Below are 19154 nucleotides of genomic sequence, written 5' to 3' on the forward strand. Positions count from 1 at the left end.
CTCGCCGGCCTGCCGGGCGCGCCCGGCACGCCCGCCCCGGGGACGCCCGTCCCGCCGCCCGCCGGAGCGGGGGTCGAGCACGCCGCCACCATGCTGGCCCCGCCCGACGGTCCGCCCGGACTGGCGGGCCTGCCGGGTGCGCCCGGCGCCCCCGTCCCGCCGCCCGCCGAACCCGCGCCGCCCGGCGCGCTCGGCCGCGCCCCCGGCTCCGCTCCGCCACCGCCCCCGCCCGCCGTCCTGCGTGCCGCGGCGGCCGGTCCCGGAGCGGGCCAGGCGCCGGGTGCGCTCGGCCGCAACCCCGGCTCGGCCCCGCCGCCGCCCCCGCCCGTCGGGTTGCGCGGCGGCTCCGGCCCTGCGGCCCCGGCCGGCTCCGGCGGCCGCGGCGCCACCGGCGCCCCGCCGCCCCCGCCGCCGGCCGGTCTCCGTCCCGCGGACGGCCCGGCCACCCCGCCCGCCGCTCCTGCCGCGGCCGCGCCCGGCGGGGTGGCGTACGAGCGCACCCAGCTGGCGGGCGCGATCGACCCGGCGCTGCTGGGTGGAGCCCCGGCCGACCCGGGCACCCCGCCGTCCGGCGGTCCCGCCGTCCCGCCGCCGCCCGGTGGCGGCGCGCCCCACGCCGCCGGGGCCGGTTACGGCTACCCGGCCGGGCCCGCTCCCGCCGCCGCCCCGGCACCGGCCCCGCTCGCGCCACCCGCGGCCGTCCCGCCGGCACCGGTCCCCGGACCGCCGCCGGGTGCCCCGGTGCCGCCCGGTGTGCCGGCGGTCGGCCCGGGCTACTTCGCCGCGCTCAGCTACCGGGGCCCGGACGGGTCGGAGCAGAAGCTGCTGCACCGCAGCGAGCCCGGCACCCCGCACCCGGAGTGGAAGATCCTCCAGGACCTGCGGCGGCTGAACGTGCCGCCGGAGCAGGTGCTGGAGCTCTACACCGAGCTGGAGTCCTGCGACCTGCCCGGCGGCTACTGCCACCGGATGATCGCCGCCTCCTGGCCGAACGTCCGGCTCACCCACACCGCCGACTACGGCCGGGACCACCACTCCCGGCAGGCCGGCATGGCCCAGCTGCTCGACCACCTGGACGAGCTGCACCAGCTGGCCTCCGGTCCGCAGCGGGTGCGGCCGTTCCGGGTGCCGCCGCCGGCCCCGGGCACCGTCCCGGTGCCGCAGCCGGTGCCGCCGCAGCAGCTCGGCCAGGAGCTCGGCCAGGCGTTCGGGGCGAACGTGTTCCGCTTCGAGCAGCGTGCGGTGGCCCGGCAGGGCGTGCCCGAGCCGGTGGCGCAGACGCTGATGTGGGCGGGTCTGCCGCGCGAGTTCGGACCGTTCTTCTGGGCGCAGGCCCAGGAGGGCCGGCCGATCCCGACGCTCGCCGAGCTGGCGGCCGAGCGGGGTCTGGCCGGCGGTTCCGACTTCGGCGGTTACCTGGTGCTCGGCAACGACTACGGCCGGCAGCTGTGTGTGCAGTACGGCACGGCGCACGTGGTCGCGGTGGATCTCGAAGGAACCGGGGAGCCGCCCCGGTTCGTCAACACGGGTGTACCGGAGTTCGTCCGCGCGCTGGCCCTGCTGGGTCGGATGTGGCGGCTGCGGTACGGGCTGACCCCGGACCAGGCCGGTCGCTGGACGACCGACTTCCAGGCTCAGCTGGCCGCGATCGACCCGGCCGCGCTCCAGTCCGCGGACACCTGGTGGGCCGTGCTGCTGGAGCAGTTCTGGGACGGCCTGCTGTAGCGGGCGGCCCCGGATCCACGCGGGTGGCCGGGGGTCGTTCCGGTGTCCGGAACGGCCCCTTCGGCGTACCGGTGCGGCGGTGCCTCATTGGGGTTTCGCCATGATCTGCGCAAAATAGGTCAAGAGGATGGTCGCAATCGTCCATCCTCGACATGTTTCGATCCGTTCGAGGTCCGAATCCAGACCGGGTTCACCGACCCGGTTCCCGAGCGGACCGATCCGTCCGATCATGGGCTCCGCAGCCCGCGACACGAGGGGAAGAGCCCATGAGCGACGCCGTCCCCCAGTACGGCTTCACCGTTGCCCGACGCGGTTACGCGCCCGACCAGGTCGACCGAGCCCTGACCGCCTTCACCGCGCAGCGGGACGAGGCGTGGGAGCGGCTGAGCGTGCTCGGGTCCGGAATCCGGGAGATGGAGCGCCGGCTGGCCGAGGTCCAGCAGGCCGCCGCCGACGCCCCGGAGCCGGACTACGAGGTACTCAGCGAGCAGGCCGCCGGGCTGGCCCGGACGGCCGAGAACGAGGCCCGCGCCGTCCGCGACCAGGCCGAGCGCCGGGCCGAGGACCTCCGCGACGAGGTCTACGAGGCCGGCCAGGCGGCCGACCGGGCCGCCAAGGAGTACGCGACCGTCACCCGGACCGAGGCCGACGCCGCCGCGCGCCGCACCGACGAGCGCACCCGGGCCGAGGCCGAGACGATCCGGGCCGACACCGACCGTGAGGTCCGGACCGTCCGGGACGCCGCCACCGCGCACGCGGCCCAGGTCCGGGTCGCGGCCGCCGAGGCGTCGGAGCGGGCCGAGGCCAAGCTGGCCGAGCTGCGCCGCAAGGCCGACGAGACCTTCGCCGAGGCGCAGACCAGGGCCGACAACGAGGACGAGGCGATCTCCGGTACCGCCGAGCGGCGGGTCAAGGAGGCCGAGCAGTTCCGGGAGTCGGTGCTCGGCCGGATCAAGCAGAGCGACGCCGAGGCACAGGCCAGGGCGGACGAACTGATCGAGCAGGCCAGGCGCGAGGCCGAGCGGATCAACACGGAGACCGAGCGCGAGCACCGCGAGTTCACCGCGAGGCTGGAGACGGTGCAGCAGCACCTCGACCACATCAAGGCGACGCTGGCCTCGCTCACGGGCGCCGCGGTGGGTGCGATCGAGCCGCTGCCGTTCCCGGCGGACGGCGCCCCCGCGGACGCGGCCTCGGCCGACGCGGCTCCGGTCGACGCGGTTCCTGCGGGTGCGGCTCCGGTCGGTCCGGTCCGGACCGAGCCGGCCCCGGTCGACGCGGCCCCGGTCGACGCGGCCCCCTCGGACGCGCCGCCGGTGGACTCGGAGGCGGACACCGGGGAGATCCCGTTGCCCGTCCCCGTCCCCGTCGCGAAGTCCGTCCCGGTGCCCGCGGCCGCCGACCCGCGGGCGGTGCTCCGCAAGGAGCCCGTCCCGGCCCTGTCCGTCGGCCCGGCGCCCGCCGCGGGCGAGGCGGCCACCGCGATGCTCCGGGTCACCCCCGGACGGGTCGCTCCGGTCGCCCCCCAGGCGGGAACCCCGGCCGTCGCCACCGGCCCGGTGCCGCCGAGGCCGGCCGCGCCCCCGGTGGTGGCGGACGGCGCCGAGGCGGCCGGTGGTGAGGCGGCCGGCGCCGAACGGCCGGCCGAGGAGGAGACCAGGATCATCCCGAAGATCGTGATCGTCGACGACGGCGCCGAGTACGGGACCCCGAACACGGTCGCCTACCGCCGCCGGCGCTGACCGCCCGCGGGCCGTCCGGTCCGTCCCGGGCCCCGAACGCCGAGCCGCGTTCGGGGCCCGGCGCGTTCGTGGCCCGGGCCGGAGGCGGCGGGGCCGGAGCTGCCGGAGCGGGGCGGCCCGTCGGGACGGCTCAGAGCACCTCGACGGCGGCGCCGCCGGTCAGGCGGCGCCGGCAGTCCAGCACGTACCGGGAGTGGGCGGTGACCGCCTCGTAGTCGAAGTCGTCGTGGTCGGCCAGCAGCACCACCGCGTCCGCCGCCGCCAGCTCCTCCGGGCTCGCCTCCACCCGGTGGACGGCGGCGAACGGGTCGCCGTGCGGGTCGTGCTCGGCCGCCCGCTGGCCCGGGATCACCGGCTCGGGCACGTGCACCCCGACCACCACGTGCGGATCGGCGGCGCGGACCTCGGCGCCCATCCGGACCAGCAGTTCGGCGACCCGGGCGGCCGGCGTCTCCCGGGCGTCGCCGGTGTTCTTCTTGTACGCCAGCCCCAGCAGCAGCACCCGCGAGCCCTTGACCGAGCGCTGCCGCTCGTTCAGCGCCTCCGCCAGTCGCCGCACCACGTAGTCGGGCATGTGGCTGTTGACGTCGTTGGCCAGCTCGACGAAGCGGAACGACTGGCCGAGCGCCCGTTCCACCCGCCAGGACAGGTAGGACGGGTCGATCGGCAGACAGTGCCCGCCCACCCCCGGGCCGGGGGTGAAGCGCAGATAGCCGAACGGCTTGGTGGAGGCGGCGTCGATGGCCTCCCAGACGTCGATCCCGAGATCGTGGGCGAACATCGCCAGCTCGTTGACCAGGGCGATGTTCACATGGCGGAAGGTGTTCTCCAGCAGCTTGGTCAGCTCGGCCTCCTTGCAGGAGGAGACCGGCACGGTCCGCTCGATCAGCCCGCCGTAGAAGCCCTCGACCGCGGCCAGGGAGGCCGGGTCGATCCCGGACACCACCTTCGGGGTGTTCTCCAGCCGCCAGGTCGGGTTGCCCGGGTCGATCCGCTCGGGGCTGTAGCCGAGGTGGAAGTCCCGGCCGACGGTCAGTCCCGACCCCTGCTCCAGCAGCGGCGCGAGCAGCTCCTCGGTGGTGCCGGGGTAGGTGGTGGACTCCAGGACGACCGTCGCCCCCGGCCGCAGGTGCTGGGCGAGCAGGGCGGCCGAGGTCTCGATGTACGACAGGTCGGGCACGCCGTCGCGCAGCGGCGTGGGCACGGTGATCACCGCGACGTCGAAGTCCGCGACGTCGGACGGTTCCGCGGAGGGCAGGTAGGCGCCGCTCTCCAGCAGCGGCCGCAGCCGCTCGGCCGGGATGTCCTCGACGTAGGACTCGCCGACGGCCAGCCGTTTGATCCGGCGCTCGTCCACGTCGTAGCCGACCACCCGGTGCCCGACCTCGGCCGCGCGGACCGCGAGCGGCAGCCCCACGTAGCCCTGGCCTGCGATGACAACGCGCATGACGAAGAACCCCCTCCATCGCGACGCCCCTGGCCCCTCCGGGCGTCTCCACACGGTCTTCACCACAGGGTAGGGAGCGGGGCCGGGCGGCGCGGGCTTTCCCGGGATCGCGCCGAAAGGGGCCGGAAAGGGACGCGGCGCCCTTCCCGGGCCGGGACGGCATCCGATCGTGACACCGGGTGTGTGGACGGCGGGGGCGGGCGGGGAAAAGAATGAGGCCGAGACCCGTGGCGTCCTCCAGGAAAGGACGCCACGGTTCCCGGCGTGTGGGCGGGCGCCCCCACCCAGGGCCGCCCGGCCTCGCACTCCCGACCCCCATCGGGTGTGCGACCGTGCCCCTCGCAGCCATCCCCCACGGTTGGGTGCGGCGGGCACATTCACCATGGTGCGCGATCTCCATGGACGGGCAGTGACAGGAGTATGTCCAGTTCGTGGCAGAACGCGACGATGGGGAAACGGCCCGGCGGAGCACCAGGACCGGCAGCGTGCGGCGGTGGTTCGTCCGCACCGGATCGCCCGCGGACGGCGTGCGGGTCGTGCGCCGGTCGCGCGCCGCCCCGCCCCGGCCGTGTGCCGCGTGCGCGTCAGCCCCGCGGCGTAGGCTGGATACCCCCGGCCGCACGGCGTGCCGGGCCGTTCGCGCTGCCCCGACGGGCCCAGGGCCCCCGGGCAGCACCTTCCTCGGGACGAAGAAGAGACTCCAGATGAGCCTGACCGGACTGCTCGATGTCGTCGCGCGGGACGCGGCCCTCGCCGAGGCGATCGAGGCCGCGACCGCCACCGGTGCCGCGGCGGGGGGCCGCCGCCATCTCGACCTGGTCGGCCCGCCCGCCGCCCGGCCGTTCGCGATCGCCGCGCTGGCACGCGCGCTCGCCGGGCAGGCGGCCGGTGAGCGCGGCCGGCCGGTGCTGGCCGTCACCGCCACCGGCCGGGAGGCCGAGGACCTCGCCGCCTCGCTCCGCTCGCTGCTGCCGCCGGACGCGGTCGCCGAGTACCCGGCCTGGGAGACGCTGCCGCACGAGCGGCTCTCCCCGCGCTCGGACACCGTCGGCCGCCGGCTCGCGGTGCTGCGCCGGATCGTCCACCCGAGGGCCGACGATCCGGCGGCCGGGCCGGTGCAGGTGATCGTGGCGCCGGTGCGCTCGGTGCTGCAGCCGCAGGTGAAGGGGCTCGCCGAGCTGGAGCCGGTGGCGGTGCAGCGCGGTGAGTCGCACGATCTGGACCAGGTGGCCCGACGGCTCGCCGCGGCCGCCTACGCCCGGGTCGAACTCGTCGAGAAGCGCGGCGAGTTCGCGGTGCGCGGCGGCATCCTGGACGTCTTCCCGCCGACCGAGGAGCACCCGCTGCGGGTGGAGTTCTGGGGCGACGAGGTCGAGGAGATCCGCTTCTTCAAGGTGGCCGACCAGCGCTCGCTGGAGATCGCCGAACACGGTCTGTGGGCGCCGCCCTGTCGTGAGCTGCTGCTGACCGACGAGGTGCGGGCGCGGGCCGCCGAACTGTCCGCCGCGCACCCGGGCCTGGCCGAGATCCTGGACCGGATCGCCGAGGGCATCGCGGTCGAGGGCATGGAGTCGCTGGCGCCGGTCCTGGTCGACGACATGGAACTGCTGATGGACGTGCTGCCGCTCGGTTCGGTCGCCGTGGTCTGCGACCCCGAGCGGGTCCGCACCCGCGCCGCCGACCTGGTGGCGACCAGTCAGGAGTTCCTGCACGCCTCCTGGGTGGCCGCCGCCTCCGGGGGCGACCGGCCCATCGACCTGGAGACGATCGACGTCTCGGCCGCCTCGCTGCGCTCGCTCGCCGAGGTGCGCGAGCACGCCGCCGAGATCGGTCTGCCGTGGTGGTCGGTCAGCCCGTTCGCGACCAGCGACGCCTCGGCCGGCGGGATGCTGGAGTTCGACACCAACACGCTGACCCTCGGCATGCACGCGGTCGAGGCGTACCGGGGCGACACCGCCCGCGCGATCGCCGACGCCAAGGAGCGGCTGGCCGCCGACTGGCGGGTCGTCATGGTGACCGAGGGCCACGGACCGGCCTCCCGGCTCGCCGAGGTGCTCGGCAACGAGGGCATCGCGGCCCGGCTGGTCGCCGACCTGTCCGAGGCCCCCACCCGGGACGTCGTGTACGTCTCCTGCGGCTCGATCGAGCACGGCTTCGTCGACGAGACGCTCAAGCTGACCGTGATCACCGAAACCGACCTGTCCGGTCAGAAGTCCTCCACCAAGGACATGCGGCGGATGCCGTCCCGGCGCCGCAACGCGATCGACCCGTTGGCGCTGGTGCCCGGCGACTACGTGGTGCACGAGGCGCACGGTGTCGGCCGGTACGTGGAGATGGTGCAGCGCACCGTGCAGGGCGCCACCCGCGAGTACCTGGTGCTGGAGTACGCGCCGGCCAAGCGGGGCCACCCCGGCGACCGGCTGTTCGTGCCGACCGACCAGCTCGACCAGGTCACCAAGTACGTCGGCGGCGAGGCCCCGACGCTGCACCGGCTCGGCGGCGCGGACTGGGCGAAGACCAAGCAGCGGGCCAAGAAGGCGGTCAAGGAGATCGCCGCCGACCTGATCAAGCTGTACTCGGCCCGGATGGCGGCCCCCGGCCACACCTTCGGCCCGGACACCCCGTGGCAGCGCGAACTGGAGGACGCCTTCCCCTACGCGGAGACGCCCGACCAGCTGACCACCATCGCCGAGGTCAAGTCGGACATGGAGAAGTCCGTCCCGATGGACCGGCTGATCTGCGGTGACGTCGGTTACGGCAAGACCGAGATCGCGGTGCGGGCGGCCTTCAAGGCGGTGCAGGACGGCAAGCAGGTCGCGGTGCTGGTCCCGACCACGCTGCTGGTGCAGCAGCACTTCTCGACCTTCGCCGAGCGGTACGCCAACTTCCCGGTGACCGTGAGGGCACTGTCCAGGTTCCAGACCGACAGCGAGGCCAAGGCCGTGCTGGAGGGGCTGTTCGAGGGCTCGGTGGACGTCGTCATCGGCACCCACCGGCTGTTCTCCTCGGAGACCCGCTTCAAGGACCTCGGCCTGGTGATCGTCGACGAGGAGCAGCGGTTCGGCGTCGAGCACAAGGAGCAGCTGAAGAAGCTGCGGGCCAACGTCGACGTGCTCACCATGTCCGCGACCCCGATCCCGCGCACCCTGGAGATGGCGGTCACCGGGATCCGCGAGATGTCCACCATCACCACCCCGCCGGAGGAGCGGCACCCGGTGCTGACCTTCGTCGGCCCGTACGACGAGAAGCAGATCTCGGCCGCGATCCGGCGTGAACTCCTGCGCGAGGGACAGGTGTTCTACATCCACAACCGGGTCGAGTCGATCGACCGGGCGGCCGCCCGGCTGAAGGAGCTGGTGCCGGAGGCGCGGATCGCCACCGCGCACGGGCAGATGGGCGAGACCCTGCTGGAGAAGGTGGTCGTCGACTTCTGGGAGAAGGAGTTCGACGTCCTGGTGTCGACCACGATCGTCGAGTCCGGCATCGACATCTCCAACGCCAACACCCTGATCGTCGAGCGCGGCGACACCTTCGGCCTCTCCCAGCTGCACCAGCTGCGCGGCCGGGTGGGCCGGGGCCGGGAGCGCGGGTACGCCTACATGCTGTACCCCCCGGAGAAGCCGCTGACCGAGACGGCGCACGAGCGGCTGGCCACCATCGCCCAGCACACCGAGATGGGCGCCGGCATGTACGTCGCGATGAAGGACCTGGAGATCCGCGGCGCGGGCAACCTGCTCGGCGGCGAGCAGTCCGGGCACATCGCGGGTGTCGGCTTCGACCTCTACATGCGGATGGTCGGCGAGGCGGTGGCCGAGTTCCGGGAGTCGCTGGCGGGCGGCGGCGAGCCGGAGGAGGAGCCGCTGGAGGTGAAGATCGAGCTGCCGGTCGACGCCCATGTGCCGCACGACTACGCGCCGGGGGAGCGGCTGCGGCTCCAGGCGTACCGCTCGATCGCGGCGGTCAACTCGGAGGAGGACATCACCCAGGTCCGGGACGAGCTGGCCGACCGGTACGGCAAGCTGCCCGAGCCGGTGGAGAACCTGCTGCTGGTGGCGGCACTGCGGCTGTACGCGCGGCGCTGCGGCATCGCGGACATCACGCTGCAGGGCGCCAACGTGCGCTTCGGCCCGGTCGAGCTGCGGGAGTCGCAGCAGCTGCGGCTGAACCGGCTCTACCCGCGCAGTCAGGTGAAGGCGGCGACCAACCAGCTGCTGGTGCCGCGGCCCTCCACCGGGCGGATCGGCGGCAAGCCGCTGGTCGGGCGGGAGCTGCTGACCTGGTCCCGGGAGTTCCTGTCGGCGATGTTCGACGACCTGGCGGGGGCGAGGAAGTAGCGGATCCCGCGGGGGTCGAGGGCCCCCGGAGGGGTCCTCGCCGCGAACGGCGGTCCCGGGCGGTGCGGCCCGGGGCCGCCGTTCGCGTTTTCCGGTGCGCGGTCCTCCGCGTGGCCGGGGAGCGGCGGCGGGTGGCCGGATGACGAGTGCCCGGTGGGGGTGGCCGGTGACGCCACCGCCGTCAGCCGAGCTTCCACTGGCCGACCTGGTCGGCGAAGCCGTTGTCCAGGGAGAACTGGACCTTGTCGAGCTTGGTGCCGTTCGGCACCTCGAAGACGACGAAGCCCTTGCCCGACTCGCCGGCGGCGATGTTGGTCGGGGTCTGGAAGGACGGGCCGGCCTTGGTGTCGGCGAGCGTCGGGCCGTACGCCTGGCCCTGGTCGTCGATCACCTTGGCGGCGCTCCAGGGGGCCTCGCTGTACGCCTTGGCGCCGGTGGGCTTGATCTGGAACTGCACGGCGACGTAGTGCTTGCCGTCCGCCGCGGTGAGGTACTGGTTGGTGCTCGCGGCCGGGTCGACCACCTTCAGCGCGGTGACGTCGGCGGTGTTGCCCTTCTCCAGGGTGCTCTTGAGGGCGATGGTGTCGCCGACCTTCGCCGGGGCCTTCGCCGCCTCGGCGGGCTTGCTCTCGGCCGGCTTGCTCTCGGCGGGCTTGGCCGGGGCGCTGCCACCGGCGTCGGCCGCGGGGGCGGAGGTGGCGGCGGCGGTCTGCTTGGCCTCGGTGGAGACGGACGCGCCGCCGGTCGAGTCGCAGGCCGTCGCGGCGAGGGTGACGAGCGTGGCGCCCAGCAGCAGGGCGGCGGTGCGGCGGGTGCGGCGGGTGGTCGCGGACATCGGGGTCTCCTGTCGTGTCGCCGGGTAGGGACCGGCGCCTGTCGTCCTGTGCGGTGCGTGGTGTCGACCTGAGGTGCTGTCGACAGGAGAAATCACATCATCTGCTGTGAACGATGTCAACGAGCTTTCATGAAACACCTCCGTTCACGTGTGAACGATGGGAATGGCGCCGCTGACTATGCTGTGTGGCCACACCAGTGCCGTCGCCGACGAAGGAGCCCCCATGCCGGACCGTCCCGAGGTGACCGCGGTCGAGATCGCCCGCCTCGCCGGGGTGGGCCGCGCCGCCGTCAGCAACTGGCGCCGCCGCCACCCCGACTTCCCGCGCCCGGTCGGCGGCACCGACAGCAGCCCGGCCTTCGCCCTCGCCGAGGTGGAGTCCTGGCTCCGCTCCCAGGGCAAGATCGCCGAACTGCCGCTGCTGGAGCGGGTCTGGCGGCTCGTCGAGACCCTGCGCGACCCGGCCGGTCACCCGGCCGCCCCGCTGGCCCGGGCCGGCGCGGTCCTGCTGCTGCAGCACCGCGAGCCGGACCGCTGGGCCGCCCTCGCCGACCAGCCGGACACCAGGCTCGCCACCGCCCTGCCCCGCGCCCTCGCCGACACCGTCCGCACCGTGTTCGGCCCCGGCGCGGCGTCCGGCACCGGTGCCGACGGCTCCGACGGCCTGGACGGTGCCACCGGCCCCGGGCGGCCCGGCCTGTTCGGCTCCACCGAGCTCGACCTCGCCCGGTTGCTCGCCCGGCTGTCCGCCGAGGCCGGCCCCGCCGCGGCCTACGAACAACTCCTCGCCCGCTACGCCGAGGCCAACACCCGCCAGCTCAGCCCCACCCCGCCGGAGGCCGCCGAACTGCTCGCCGCCGTCGCCGCCGTCGCCGGCGTCCCCGCCACCGTGCTCGACCCCGCCACCGGCCTCGGCTCCCTGCTGCTCGCCCTGCCGTCCACCACCGCCCGCCACGGCCAGGACACCGACCCGGTCACCACCGCGCTCGCCCGGCTCAGGCTCGCCCTGCATGCGCCCGCCACCGAACCCGCCCCGCTCCCGGTCGACCTCCGCCCCGGCGACGCCCTGCGCGCCGACGCCCACACCGGGCACGCCTTCGACGCGGTGCTCTGTCAGCCCCCCTACAACGAGCGGGACTGGGGCCACGACGAGCTGCAGTTCGACCGGCGCTGGCCCGGCGGCCTCGTCCCGCCGCGCGGCGAGTCCGAACTCGCCTGGGTGCTGCACTGCCTCGCCCACACCCGCCCCGGCGGGCTCGCCGCCCTGCTGCTCCCGCCGACCGTCGCCGCCCGCCGGGCCGGCCGCCGGATCCGCGCCGAACTGCTGCGCTCCGGCGCGCTGCGGGCCGTCGTCGCCCTCCCGGCCGGGGCCGCGCCCCCCTACGGGGTGCCGCTCCACCTCTGGGTACTGCGCGCCCCCCGCCCCGGCGACGACTTCCGCCAGGTGCTGATGCTGGACGCCGCCGCCACCTCGCCCGGCTCCGCCGAACTCGCCGAGGGCGGCCGGGACAAGGTCCGCTGGCCCGAGCTGCGCCGCACCGTGCTGGACGCCTGGCGCGCCTTCGACCTCGCCGCCCGCGAGGGTCTCCCGCTGCCCGAGGACCGGCCGGGCCGGTACCGGACCGTGGCGGCGATCGACCTGCTCGACGACGAGACCGACCTCTCGCCCGCCCGGCACGTCCCGCCGGCCGCCCCGCCCGGCGGCGCCGCCGGACTCTCCCACCTCGGCGGCCGGCTGACCGAGCTGCTGGCCGGACTCGCCGACCCCGGCACGCTGCTGCCCGGCCCGGCGGCCGACCCTGTGCCGGGGGCGGGCGGGGGCCCCGGCCCGGTGGTGACCCTGGGCGAGCTGGTCCGCTCCGGGTTCCTGGAGGTGCACTCCTCCGGGGCCGGTGCCCCGACCCTGCCCACCGGCAGCGACCCGACGGGCACCCCCGTACTGAGCGACCAGGACCTGGCCACCGGCAGCGCGCCCGGTGCCGTCCTCGACCGGGCCGCCGCCGCCGACGGCACCCCGCTGACCCGGCCCGGCGACGTGCTCGTCCCCGCCCTCGGTGGCGGCGCCGCCCGGGTGGTCGGTCCGGGCGGCCCGCCCGCCGGAGCGGCCCTCGGCCGCCAGCTCCACCTGCTCCGCCCCGACCCGGCCGCCCTCGACCCGGACTTCCTGGCCGGTCACCTGCGCTCCACGGCCGTCGCCCGCCGGGCCGCCAGCCACGCCTCGACGACCACCCGGCTGGACATCCGCCGGGTCGAGCTGCCGCGGCTGCCGATCGCGGAACAGCGCCGCCTGGGCGCGGCCTTCGCCCGGCTCGCCGCGTTCGACGCGACGCTGCGGCAGGCCGCCGCCCTCGGTCACGCCCTCGCCCAGGCGGCCACCGACGCCCTCGCCGCCGGCACCGCCGAGCCCCCGTCCGCTCCCTGACGCCGCTGGTGCCTCCTGACGTGTCGTGATGTGCCGTGGCGGGTCCGGACGCCGCCGGAGCCGGTCGGCCCCCGCCGTCGACCGGACCCGGGCGCCGGACCGGCCGACCTCCCGCTCCGCTCCGCCGCGGGCCGGAGCGGTACGGGTGCGACGGAAGGACTCCGGCCCGACCGGTGCTGGCGGTACGGTGTGCGGAACCGGTTCCGTGATCCGGACGGCCGTCGTCCTCACCGCTCAGGAGCGCGCATGTCAGGGCAGTACCCCGGGCAGTTCGGCCCACCGCCCGGTGGCGCGCCCGCCGGTGGCATACCCGGCGCCGCGCCGCAGCTCCACGGCCGGACCCTGGTCGCCTCGCCGCAGGCCCCCCGCCGACCGGCCGGTCCGTACGGCGTGCCCGGCCGGGTCCTGGTGGTCCTGGCGTCGCTGCTGACCGTCGGCCTGCTCGGCATGGTGCCGTCGCTGCTGCTGGCGGTCCGCCGCCGCCGGGCGTACGACATCCTGGGCGCGGTCGTGTACGCCGGGCTCTTCCTCACCTACTTCATCTGCATCGGGATCGCCGGCAGCTACGGCAAGGGCGGGGCTCCGGTCGCCGACGCGGTGGGCACCACGACGATGCTGCTGATGTGGTTCACCCCGCCGGTGCACTTCCTGCTGATGGACCGCCAGGTGGTCTGGTCGGCACGCCGCCCGGCCGCCCCGGCCGGCGTCGCCCCCCACCCGCAGCCGGCCGGCTACGGCTACCCGTCCACCCAGCCGTACGGGGCGCCGCAGCCGTACGCCCCCGCGCCGTCCTACGGCGCCGCAGCTTCCTACGGTGCCGCTCCTTCCTACGGTGCCGCGCAGCCGTACGGGACCCCGGCTCCGTACCCGGCGCCCGCACCGGCCGCCCATCCGCAGGCCGGGCAGGCCGCGCAGCCGGGTCCGGGCGCCCAGCCCCCGTACGGGGCGCCGCACGGGGCCTCCGGCGCCGGACCCGCCACCTCCGACGAACTGCGCGAACTCGGCGAGCTGTTGCGCCGCCAGGCCCGCGAGGACCGCCCGTGACCCTCGCCCGGGTGATCGGCGGCCGCTACCACCTCACCGAGAAGATCGGTCACGGCGGCATGGGCCAGGTCTGGGCCGGCCACGACGAGCGGCTCGCCCGCCCGGTCGCGGTCAAGCTGCTGCGCACCGACCTCCTCCTCGCCGCCGCCGGCGGCACCGACCCGACCACCACCGACCGGCTCCGGCACGGTGACGACCTGCGCCGCCGCTTCCTCCGCGAGTGCCGTACCACCGCCGCCCTCGACCACCCGGGCCTGGTCACCGTCTTCGACGCCGGTGAGGAGGACGGCGAGCTGTACCTGGTGATGCAGCGCGTCCCCGGCATCAGCCTGTCCGACCTCATCGCCGAGGACGCGCCGTTCCCGGTCGAGCGCGCCGTCGCGGTGGCCGCCCAGCTCTGCGCCGCGCTGGCCGCCGTCCACGCGGTGCGGGTCGTCCACCGTGACCTCAAGCCCAGCAACGTGATGGTCCGTGAGGACGGCCGGACCGTCCTGCTGGACCTCGGCATCGCCACCGCGCTCGACCCCGAGTCCACCCGGCTCACCCTGACCGGCGTCCCGATCGGCAGCCCGTCCTACATGGCGCCGGAACAGGCGCTGTCCGCCGCCGTCGACCCCCGCAGCGACCTGTACGCGCTCGGCTGCCTGCTGCACGAGATGCTGACCGGCGAGGGGCCGTTCCGGGCGCCCACCGCGCTGGGACTGCTGCGGCGGCACGTCGACGACCCGCCGGTGCCGCTGCGCGACCTGCGGCCCGAGGTGCCGGGCGCGCTGGAGCGGCTCGTCCTCGACCTGCTCGCCAAGCGCCCCGAGGCCAGGCCGGCCGACGCCCAGGAGGTGTACGGGCGGTTGCTGCCGCTGCTGCCCGCCGCCGTCCCGGTGCCGCAGCCCCGGTCCGGTCCGCTGCCGGACCCGGCCCGGCCCTACCGGTACCCGCTCCAGCCGCAGCCGCGCCCGGAGGGCGTCGCCCCGACGCCACCGCCCCGGGCCGAGCCGCCGCCGTTCCTGATCGCCGCCGTGCCGAACCCGCCCGCCCCGGTGGCGCCGCAGGCTCCGGCGGTGGTGGCGGGGGAGGACTTCGCGGCGGCCTGCGCCCGGCTCTCCGACCTGGTCGACGCCGGCCGGCGCCCCGAGGTGCTCGACCTCGCCGCCCGGCTGCTGGCCCGCGGACGCACCGAACTCGGCGACGGCGCGGGGATGGTCCGCACCGTCCGGACCATCTACGCCCGCACGCTCCTCCAGGAGCGGCGTCACCACGAGGCCCTGGCCGAGTACCGGGCGCTCGCCGCCACCGCCGAGGGCGGACCGCACGGCCGACGGGCGCTCGAACCCCGCCACCGGGCGGCCGAGTGCCTCGAACAGCTCGGCCGGGGCGCGGAGGCCCTCGCCGAGTACCAGGCCCTGCTCGCGGTCTGGCCGGAGACCGAGCCCGAGCGGCTGCTCGACCTCCGGGAACGGGTCGGCGTGCTGCTGGCCACGCTCGGTGAGACGGAGGCGGCCTGGTCGTGGCTGCTCCAGCTGCTCTTCGACCGCGAACGCCGCGACGGCCCGCACCACCCGGCGGTCCGCCGCCTGCGGCAGACCCTGGACACCCTCCAACCGCACCGCACCAACGCCACCCCCTGGCCCCCGCGCGCCTGACCGTCGGCCACGCCGACCGTGCCGAGCCGGGACCGGGCCCGCGACCGGTCGCCGACGGGCATGACTTTCGACAGATCCGCGGCGCCGGTGAGGTCCGTAGGGTCGGGCGGATGCGGACGAGAACGTGGTGGGACCGAGGGTTGCCGGCGCTGGCGGCCGGGGCGCTCGGGCTGAGTGCGGTGTCCCTCTGGTGGGTGGTGCCCGGTGTCGGGGCCGCGTTCGCGGCCGGGGTGCGGACGGACCGGGTACGGGAGGCGGTCGCCCTGCTCGTGGTGCTGGTCACGGCCGGGGCCCTGGTGACGGTGGCCGCCCCGGAGCTGGCCGTCCGGGCGACATCGGTGGTGTCGGTGCTGGTCTGCGCCGGAATGGCCCCGTGGATGGTGGGCCGGTTCTGGCGGCAGTCGCAGGAGCTGGTGCGGGCAGGCTGGGAGCGGGCCGAACGGGCCGAGCACGAGCAGCGACTGGTGGCCGAGCAGGCTCGCCTGCGCGAACGCGCCCGGATCGCCCAGGACATGCACGACGCGCTGGGCCACGACCTGAGCCTGATCGCCCTGCGGGCCGGCGCCCTCAAGCTCGCGCCCGACCTGGCCCCGCCGCACCGCGAGGCGGCACAGGACATCCGGGCGGGCGCGGCCGCCGCCGTCGAACGCCTCGGTGAGGTGATCGGCATCCTGCGGGACGACACGGACCCGCACACCGTCCGGGGCCCGGTCGACGCGGGCGTCCCGCAACTGGTGGGGGAAGCGGCCGCGGCCGGGCTGGACGTCCGGCTGACCGTCGACGGTCGGCCGGACGGGCTGCCCCGGGCGGCCGAGCACGCCGTGTACCGGGTCGTTCAGGAGGCGCTGACCAATGCCGCCAAGCACGCCCCGGGGGCGCCCGTCACGGTGCTGGTGGCGTACACGGTGGACGGCGCTCGCGTCCGGGTGCTCGACGGTCCCCGAGCGGGGAGCGAGCCCCCGGCCCGCGCCGGGGCGGGCCCCGGTCCGCCGGGCACAGGAGGTCACGGTCTGCTCGGACTGGCCGAGCGGGTGCGGCTGGCGGGCGGCACCTTCGGCTACGGGCCCCGGGCCGACGGCCCAGGCTTCGAGGTGAGCGCCCACCTGCCGCGGACGGGCGTTCCGACCCCGGCCCCCGCAGTGCCGGTCACGGTGTCGCCGGCCCGTGAACTGCGCCTGGCCCGCCGCCGGGTGGGCCGCATGGTGGTCGCGATCGTCCTGGTGCCGCTCTCCGCCGCGGTGCTGCTGACCGCCGTGCTCCGGGGCTGGACGATCCACACCGCCGGGCGGTCGGTGCTCGACCCCGCCGACTACGCCGAACTGCGGGTCGGCCAGGACCGGTCCACCGTGCAGCGATTTCTGCCGGAACATCAGTTTCCGTACCATCCGTCCGTAGGCGACCCGCCACCCGGTGGAGAGGGAGTGACGTGCGAGTACTACGCGATGACGGCCGAGGCGTTCAACAACGACCGCTCGGGGGACGCGTACCGGCTCTGCTTCCGGGGCGGCGTGCTGATCTCCCTGGACGCCCTGGTCCAGTGAGTGTCCGATGAGCGCCGGGGCACCGGGGAACGGCGCCCCGGCGCGGATCCGGGTACTGGTCGCGGACGACGAACCGATGGTCAGGGCCGGGGTGCGTGCCGTGCTCGCCACCGACCCGGGCATCGAGATCGTCGCGGAGACCGGGGACGGGCGGGAGGCGGTCGAGCTGCTCCGCCGCCACCGACCGGACGTCGCGGTGCTGGACATCCGGATGCCGGGCACGGACGGCATCACCGCCGCCGCCGAGATCCGGCGGGCGGGCGTCACCACCAGGACCGGAGCGGCTCCTGGGATCGTCATGCTGACCACCTTCGGTGAGGACGACTACATCCTGCGCGCCCTGAGCGGGGGCGCCAACGGATTCCTGATCAAGTCCGGCGAGCCCGAGGAGCTGATCGCCGGGGTGCGTGCGGTGGCCGACGGGGCGGCCTATCTGTCACCCAAGGTGGCCGCCCGGGTGGTGGCCCACCTCGCCGCCACCCGGTCCGGCGGTCCGGCCGACCGCCGGGCCGCGGCCCAGCGGCAGGTGGCCGGGCTGACAGCCCGTGAGCGCGATGTGCTGACCCTGGTCGCCGCCGGGCTGTCCAACGGTCAGATCGCTCGCCGGATCGGTGTGGTGGAAGGCACGGTGAAGGCGCACGTCAGCTCCGTCCTGGCCCGGTTGGGAGTGGCCAACCGGGCTGCCGCCGCCGTCCTCGCCCACGAGGCCGGACTGACGGTGGGCCCGGCCGGCTGAAACCGCGGCCGGGGCCGGGACCGGGACCGGAGGCGAAGCCGGGACCGGGAGCGGGGCCACGGCGGGTGCGGAGGCCGAGGGCGCCAGCAGCACCGGACCGAGCAGCCGGACCCGGCCCGCCGTGCCGACCACCGCCGTCGCCGAGGGCAGCAACGCGACCACAGCGGCCGCCGTGACCACCCCGCCCAGTACGGCCCCGGCGGCCACGTCGTGCGGGTAGTGCACGCCTGCCGCCACCCGGAGGGCCGCCGTGCCGAGGCCGGCCGGGACGACGAGCCACGCCCACCGAGGCCGTAGCAGCAGCAGACCGGTGGCCATCGCGACGGCGAGGGTGGCGTGGTTGCTGGGGAACGACCAGTCGCCCGGCGGAGGACAGGCGGCGAGCGCGGTGGCCGGCAGTCCGGCCAGGGCGCGGCAGGGGCGTTCCTCGTCCAGGACGAGCTTCAAGCCCTCGCTCGCCCCGTACGCGAGCACGGTGCCGAGGGCGGTCAGCACGACACCCGCGACGGTACCGGTGGCCCGCCGCCCACGTGCCGTCCACCAGACCAGCGCCAGCAGCAGGCCCAGTACCACCAGACCGGCCTCGGTGGCGGGCTCCAGCAGGGAGGCGAGGCGGGGCGGGGCGTCCGTGACGGCCCCGGCGACCCGGCGGTAGCCCGCGGTCGACCAGCCCGGTGCGGGCGGGCCGGCTCCGCCCGCACCGCCGCCGGCCGGAGCGAGCCACCCGACCGCACCGGCGCCGGTACCGACGAGTGCCACCACGAGGACGGCCCTGTTCCTGATCGTGTTCGTCATGACACGGACGGTAGGAGTCGGAGGCGGGTCCCGACCCGACCCGAAAGGCAGGGGCCGACCTTGACGATCGTCAGGGTTGACCTGAGCCCGGTGCCGTGTCGGCGCCCGGCCCGGATGGGCCGTCCGGGGGACGGTCCGCACCGCCCCGGGCACCCCGCCCTACGCTCGGGGGATCCCTGCCGCCCGCACCCGGAGAGCCGCCATGCACCGTCGCCGGACCACCGGGACCACCGGGACCACCAGGAGCACCGGAATCACCGGAATCACCGGAACCAACAGGGCCACCAAGGCCGTCGCCGCCGCCGTCGGGGCCCTGTTCTGCCTCCCCGGGCTGGCCGGGTGCGGCGGGGACGGGCTGACGCCGGGCACGGCGGCGGTGCTGGACGGACGGCGGATCCCGGTGGACGCGGTGCAGGCCAGGGTGGCGGCACTGCGCCGGGCCCCGGGCGGTGTGTCGGCGGACGCCCGGTGGGAGACGGAGGGGCCGGCCCGGCGGGCGGTCACCGAGCTGGTGCTCGACGCGGTGGTGGCCCGCGCGGTCGCGGAGCGGGGCCCGGCGGTCGCGGACACCGAGGTGGCGGCCGCCCGGGCCGAGGAGGAACGGCGCCTCGGCGGCGCCGGGCGGCTGGCGCGAGCCCTGGCGGCGCAGGGCGTTCCGGCCGAGGCGATCGACGGCCGCCTCGGGCGCGAGCTGGGGATCCGCCGCCTCGCCGCGACCGCCGGGGCGGACGCCGACACCCCGGCGGGCGACGCGGCCGTCCGCCGGATCCTGGCCGCCACGGCCACCACCCGCCATCTGCGGGTGAACCCCCGCTACGGCACCTGGGACCCGGAGCGCGCGGCCCTCGCCCCGGTCGTCCGCTCCCGACCGGCCGGCTGAGGACGGCCGCCGC

At 76.1% G+C, this 19154-nt stretch carries 11 protein-coding genes and 1 pseudogene; 9 read left to right on the forward strand and 3 right to left on the reverse strand.

What is annotated here, in order from left to right; all coding sequences use genetic code 11:
* Positions 1 to 1725: SUKH-4 family immunity protein (locus ACIQ9P_RS20530; protein WP_402357677.1), on the forward strand; the 1725-nt coding region annotated here is incomplete at its 5' end.
* A 266-nt stretch (positions 1726 to 1991) separates the two neighbouring features.
* Entirely contained in the window at positions 1992 to 3467 is a 1476-nt protein-coding gene (locus ACIQ9P_RS20535; protein WP_402357680.1) for a hypothetical protein, read from the forward strand.
* Between the two features lie 130 nt (positions 3468 to 3597).
* On the opposite strand, the gene ACIQ9P_RS20540 is transcribed toward ACIQ9P_RS20535, so the two are convergent.
* Positions 3598 to 4914 (reverse strand): nucleotide sugar dehydrogenase, encoded by a 1317-nt coding sequence (locus tag ACIQ9P_RS20540; protein WP_402357683.1) that lies wholly within the window; start codon positions 4912 to 4914, stop codon positions 3598 to 3600.
* 704 nt (positions 4915 to 5618) lie between these two features.
* Here ACIQ9P_RS20540 and mfd point away from each other — a divergent pair.
* Complete coding sequence (gene mfd / locus ACIQ9P_RS20545; RefSeq protein WP_402357685.1) at positions 5619 to 9248, forward strand: transcription-repair coupling factor; 3630 nt, start codon at positions 5619 to 5621, stop codon at positions 9246 to 9248.
* 181 nt (positions 9249 to 9429) lie between these two features.
* On the opposite strand, the gene ACIQ9P_RS20550 is transcribed toward mfd, so the two are convergent.
* Positions 9430 to 10083 (reverse strand): DUF4352 domain-containing protein, encoded by a 654-nt coding sequence (locus ACIQ9P_RS20550; RefSeq protein ID WP_402357688.1) that lies wholly within the window; start codon positions 10081 to 10083, stop codon positions 9430 to 9432.
* A 223-nt stretch (positions 10084 to 10306) separates the two neighbouring features.
* Between ACIQ9P_RS20550 and ACIQ9P_RS20555 the strand changes: the two genes are divergently transcribed.
* From ACIQ9P_RS20555 to ACIQ9P_RS20575, 5 genes are all read left to right on the forward strand, one after another.
* A complete protein-coding gene (locus ACIQ9P_RS20555; RefSeq protein ID WP_402357691.1) occupies positions 10307 to 12505 on the forward strand; it encodes an N-6 DNA methylase in 2199 nt (732 codons plus the stop codon).
* Between the two features lie 246 nt (positions 12506 to 12751).
* Positions 12752 to 13549: a hypothetical protein gene (locus ACIQ9P_RS20560; protein WP_402357694.1), complete on the forward strand. Its 798-nt coding sequence runs from the start codon at positions 12752 to 12754 to the stop codon at positions 13547 to 13549.
* Positions 13546 to 15189, forward strand: a complete 1644-nt coding sequence (locus ACIQ9P_RS20565; protein ID WP_402357696.1) for a protein kinase — start codon at positions 13546 to 13548, stop codon at positions 15187 to 15189. The genes ACIQ9P_RS20560 and ACIQ9P_RS20565 overlap by 4 nt, the downstream gene beginning before the upstream one ends.
* 110 nt (positions 15190 to 15299) lie before the next feature.
* Positions 15300 to 16730 (forward strand): sensor histidine kinase, encoded by a 1431-nt coding sequence (locus ACIQ9P_RS20570; RefSeq protein ID WP_402357698.1) that lies wholly within the window; start codon positions 15300 to 15302, stop codon positions 16728 to 16730.
* Positions 16731 to 16737: 7 nt separating this feature from the next.
* Positions 16738 to 17466 (forward strand): response regulator, encoded by a 729-nt coding sequence (locus ACIQ9P_RS20575; RefSeq protein ID WP_402357701.1) that lies wholly within the window; start codon positions 16738 to 16740, stop codon positions 17464 to 17466.
* A 216-nt stretch (positions 17467 to 17682) separates the two neighbouring features.
* On the opposite strand, the pseudogene ACIQ9P_RS20580 reads toward ACIQ9P_RS20575, so the two are convergent.
* Positions 17683 to 18261 (reverse strand): annotated as a pseudogene (locus ACIQ9P_RS20580) (phosphatase PAP2 family protein); the annotation flags it as partial.
* Positions 18262 to 18463: 202 nt separating this feature from the next.
* Between ACIQ9P_RS20580 and ACIQ9P_RS20585 the strand changes: the two are divergent.
* Positions 18464 to 19141 carry a hypothetical protein gene (locus ACIQ9P_RS20585; RefSeq protein WP_402357704.1) on the forward strand — a complete coding sequence of 226 codons (678 nt, stop codon included), beginning with the start codon at positions 18464 to 18466 and terminating at the stop codon, positions 19139 to 19141.
* Positions 19142 to 19154 lie beyond the last annotated feature (13 nt).

This window comes from Kitasatospora sp. NPDC094019, from assembly GCF_044764505.1.
Lineage (GTDB): Bacteria > Actinomycetota > Actinomycetes > Streptomycetales > Streptomycetaceae > Kitasatospora.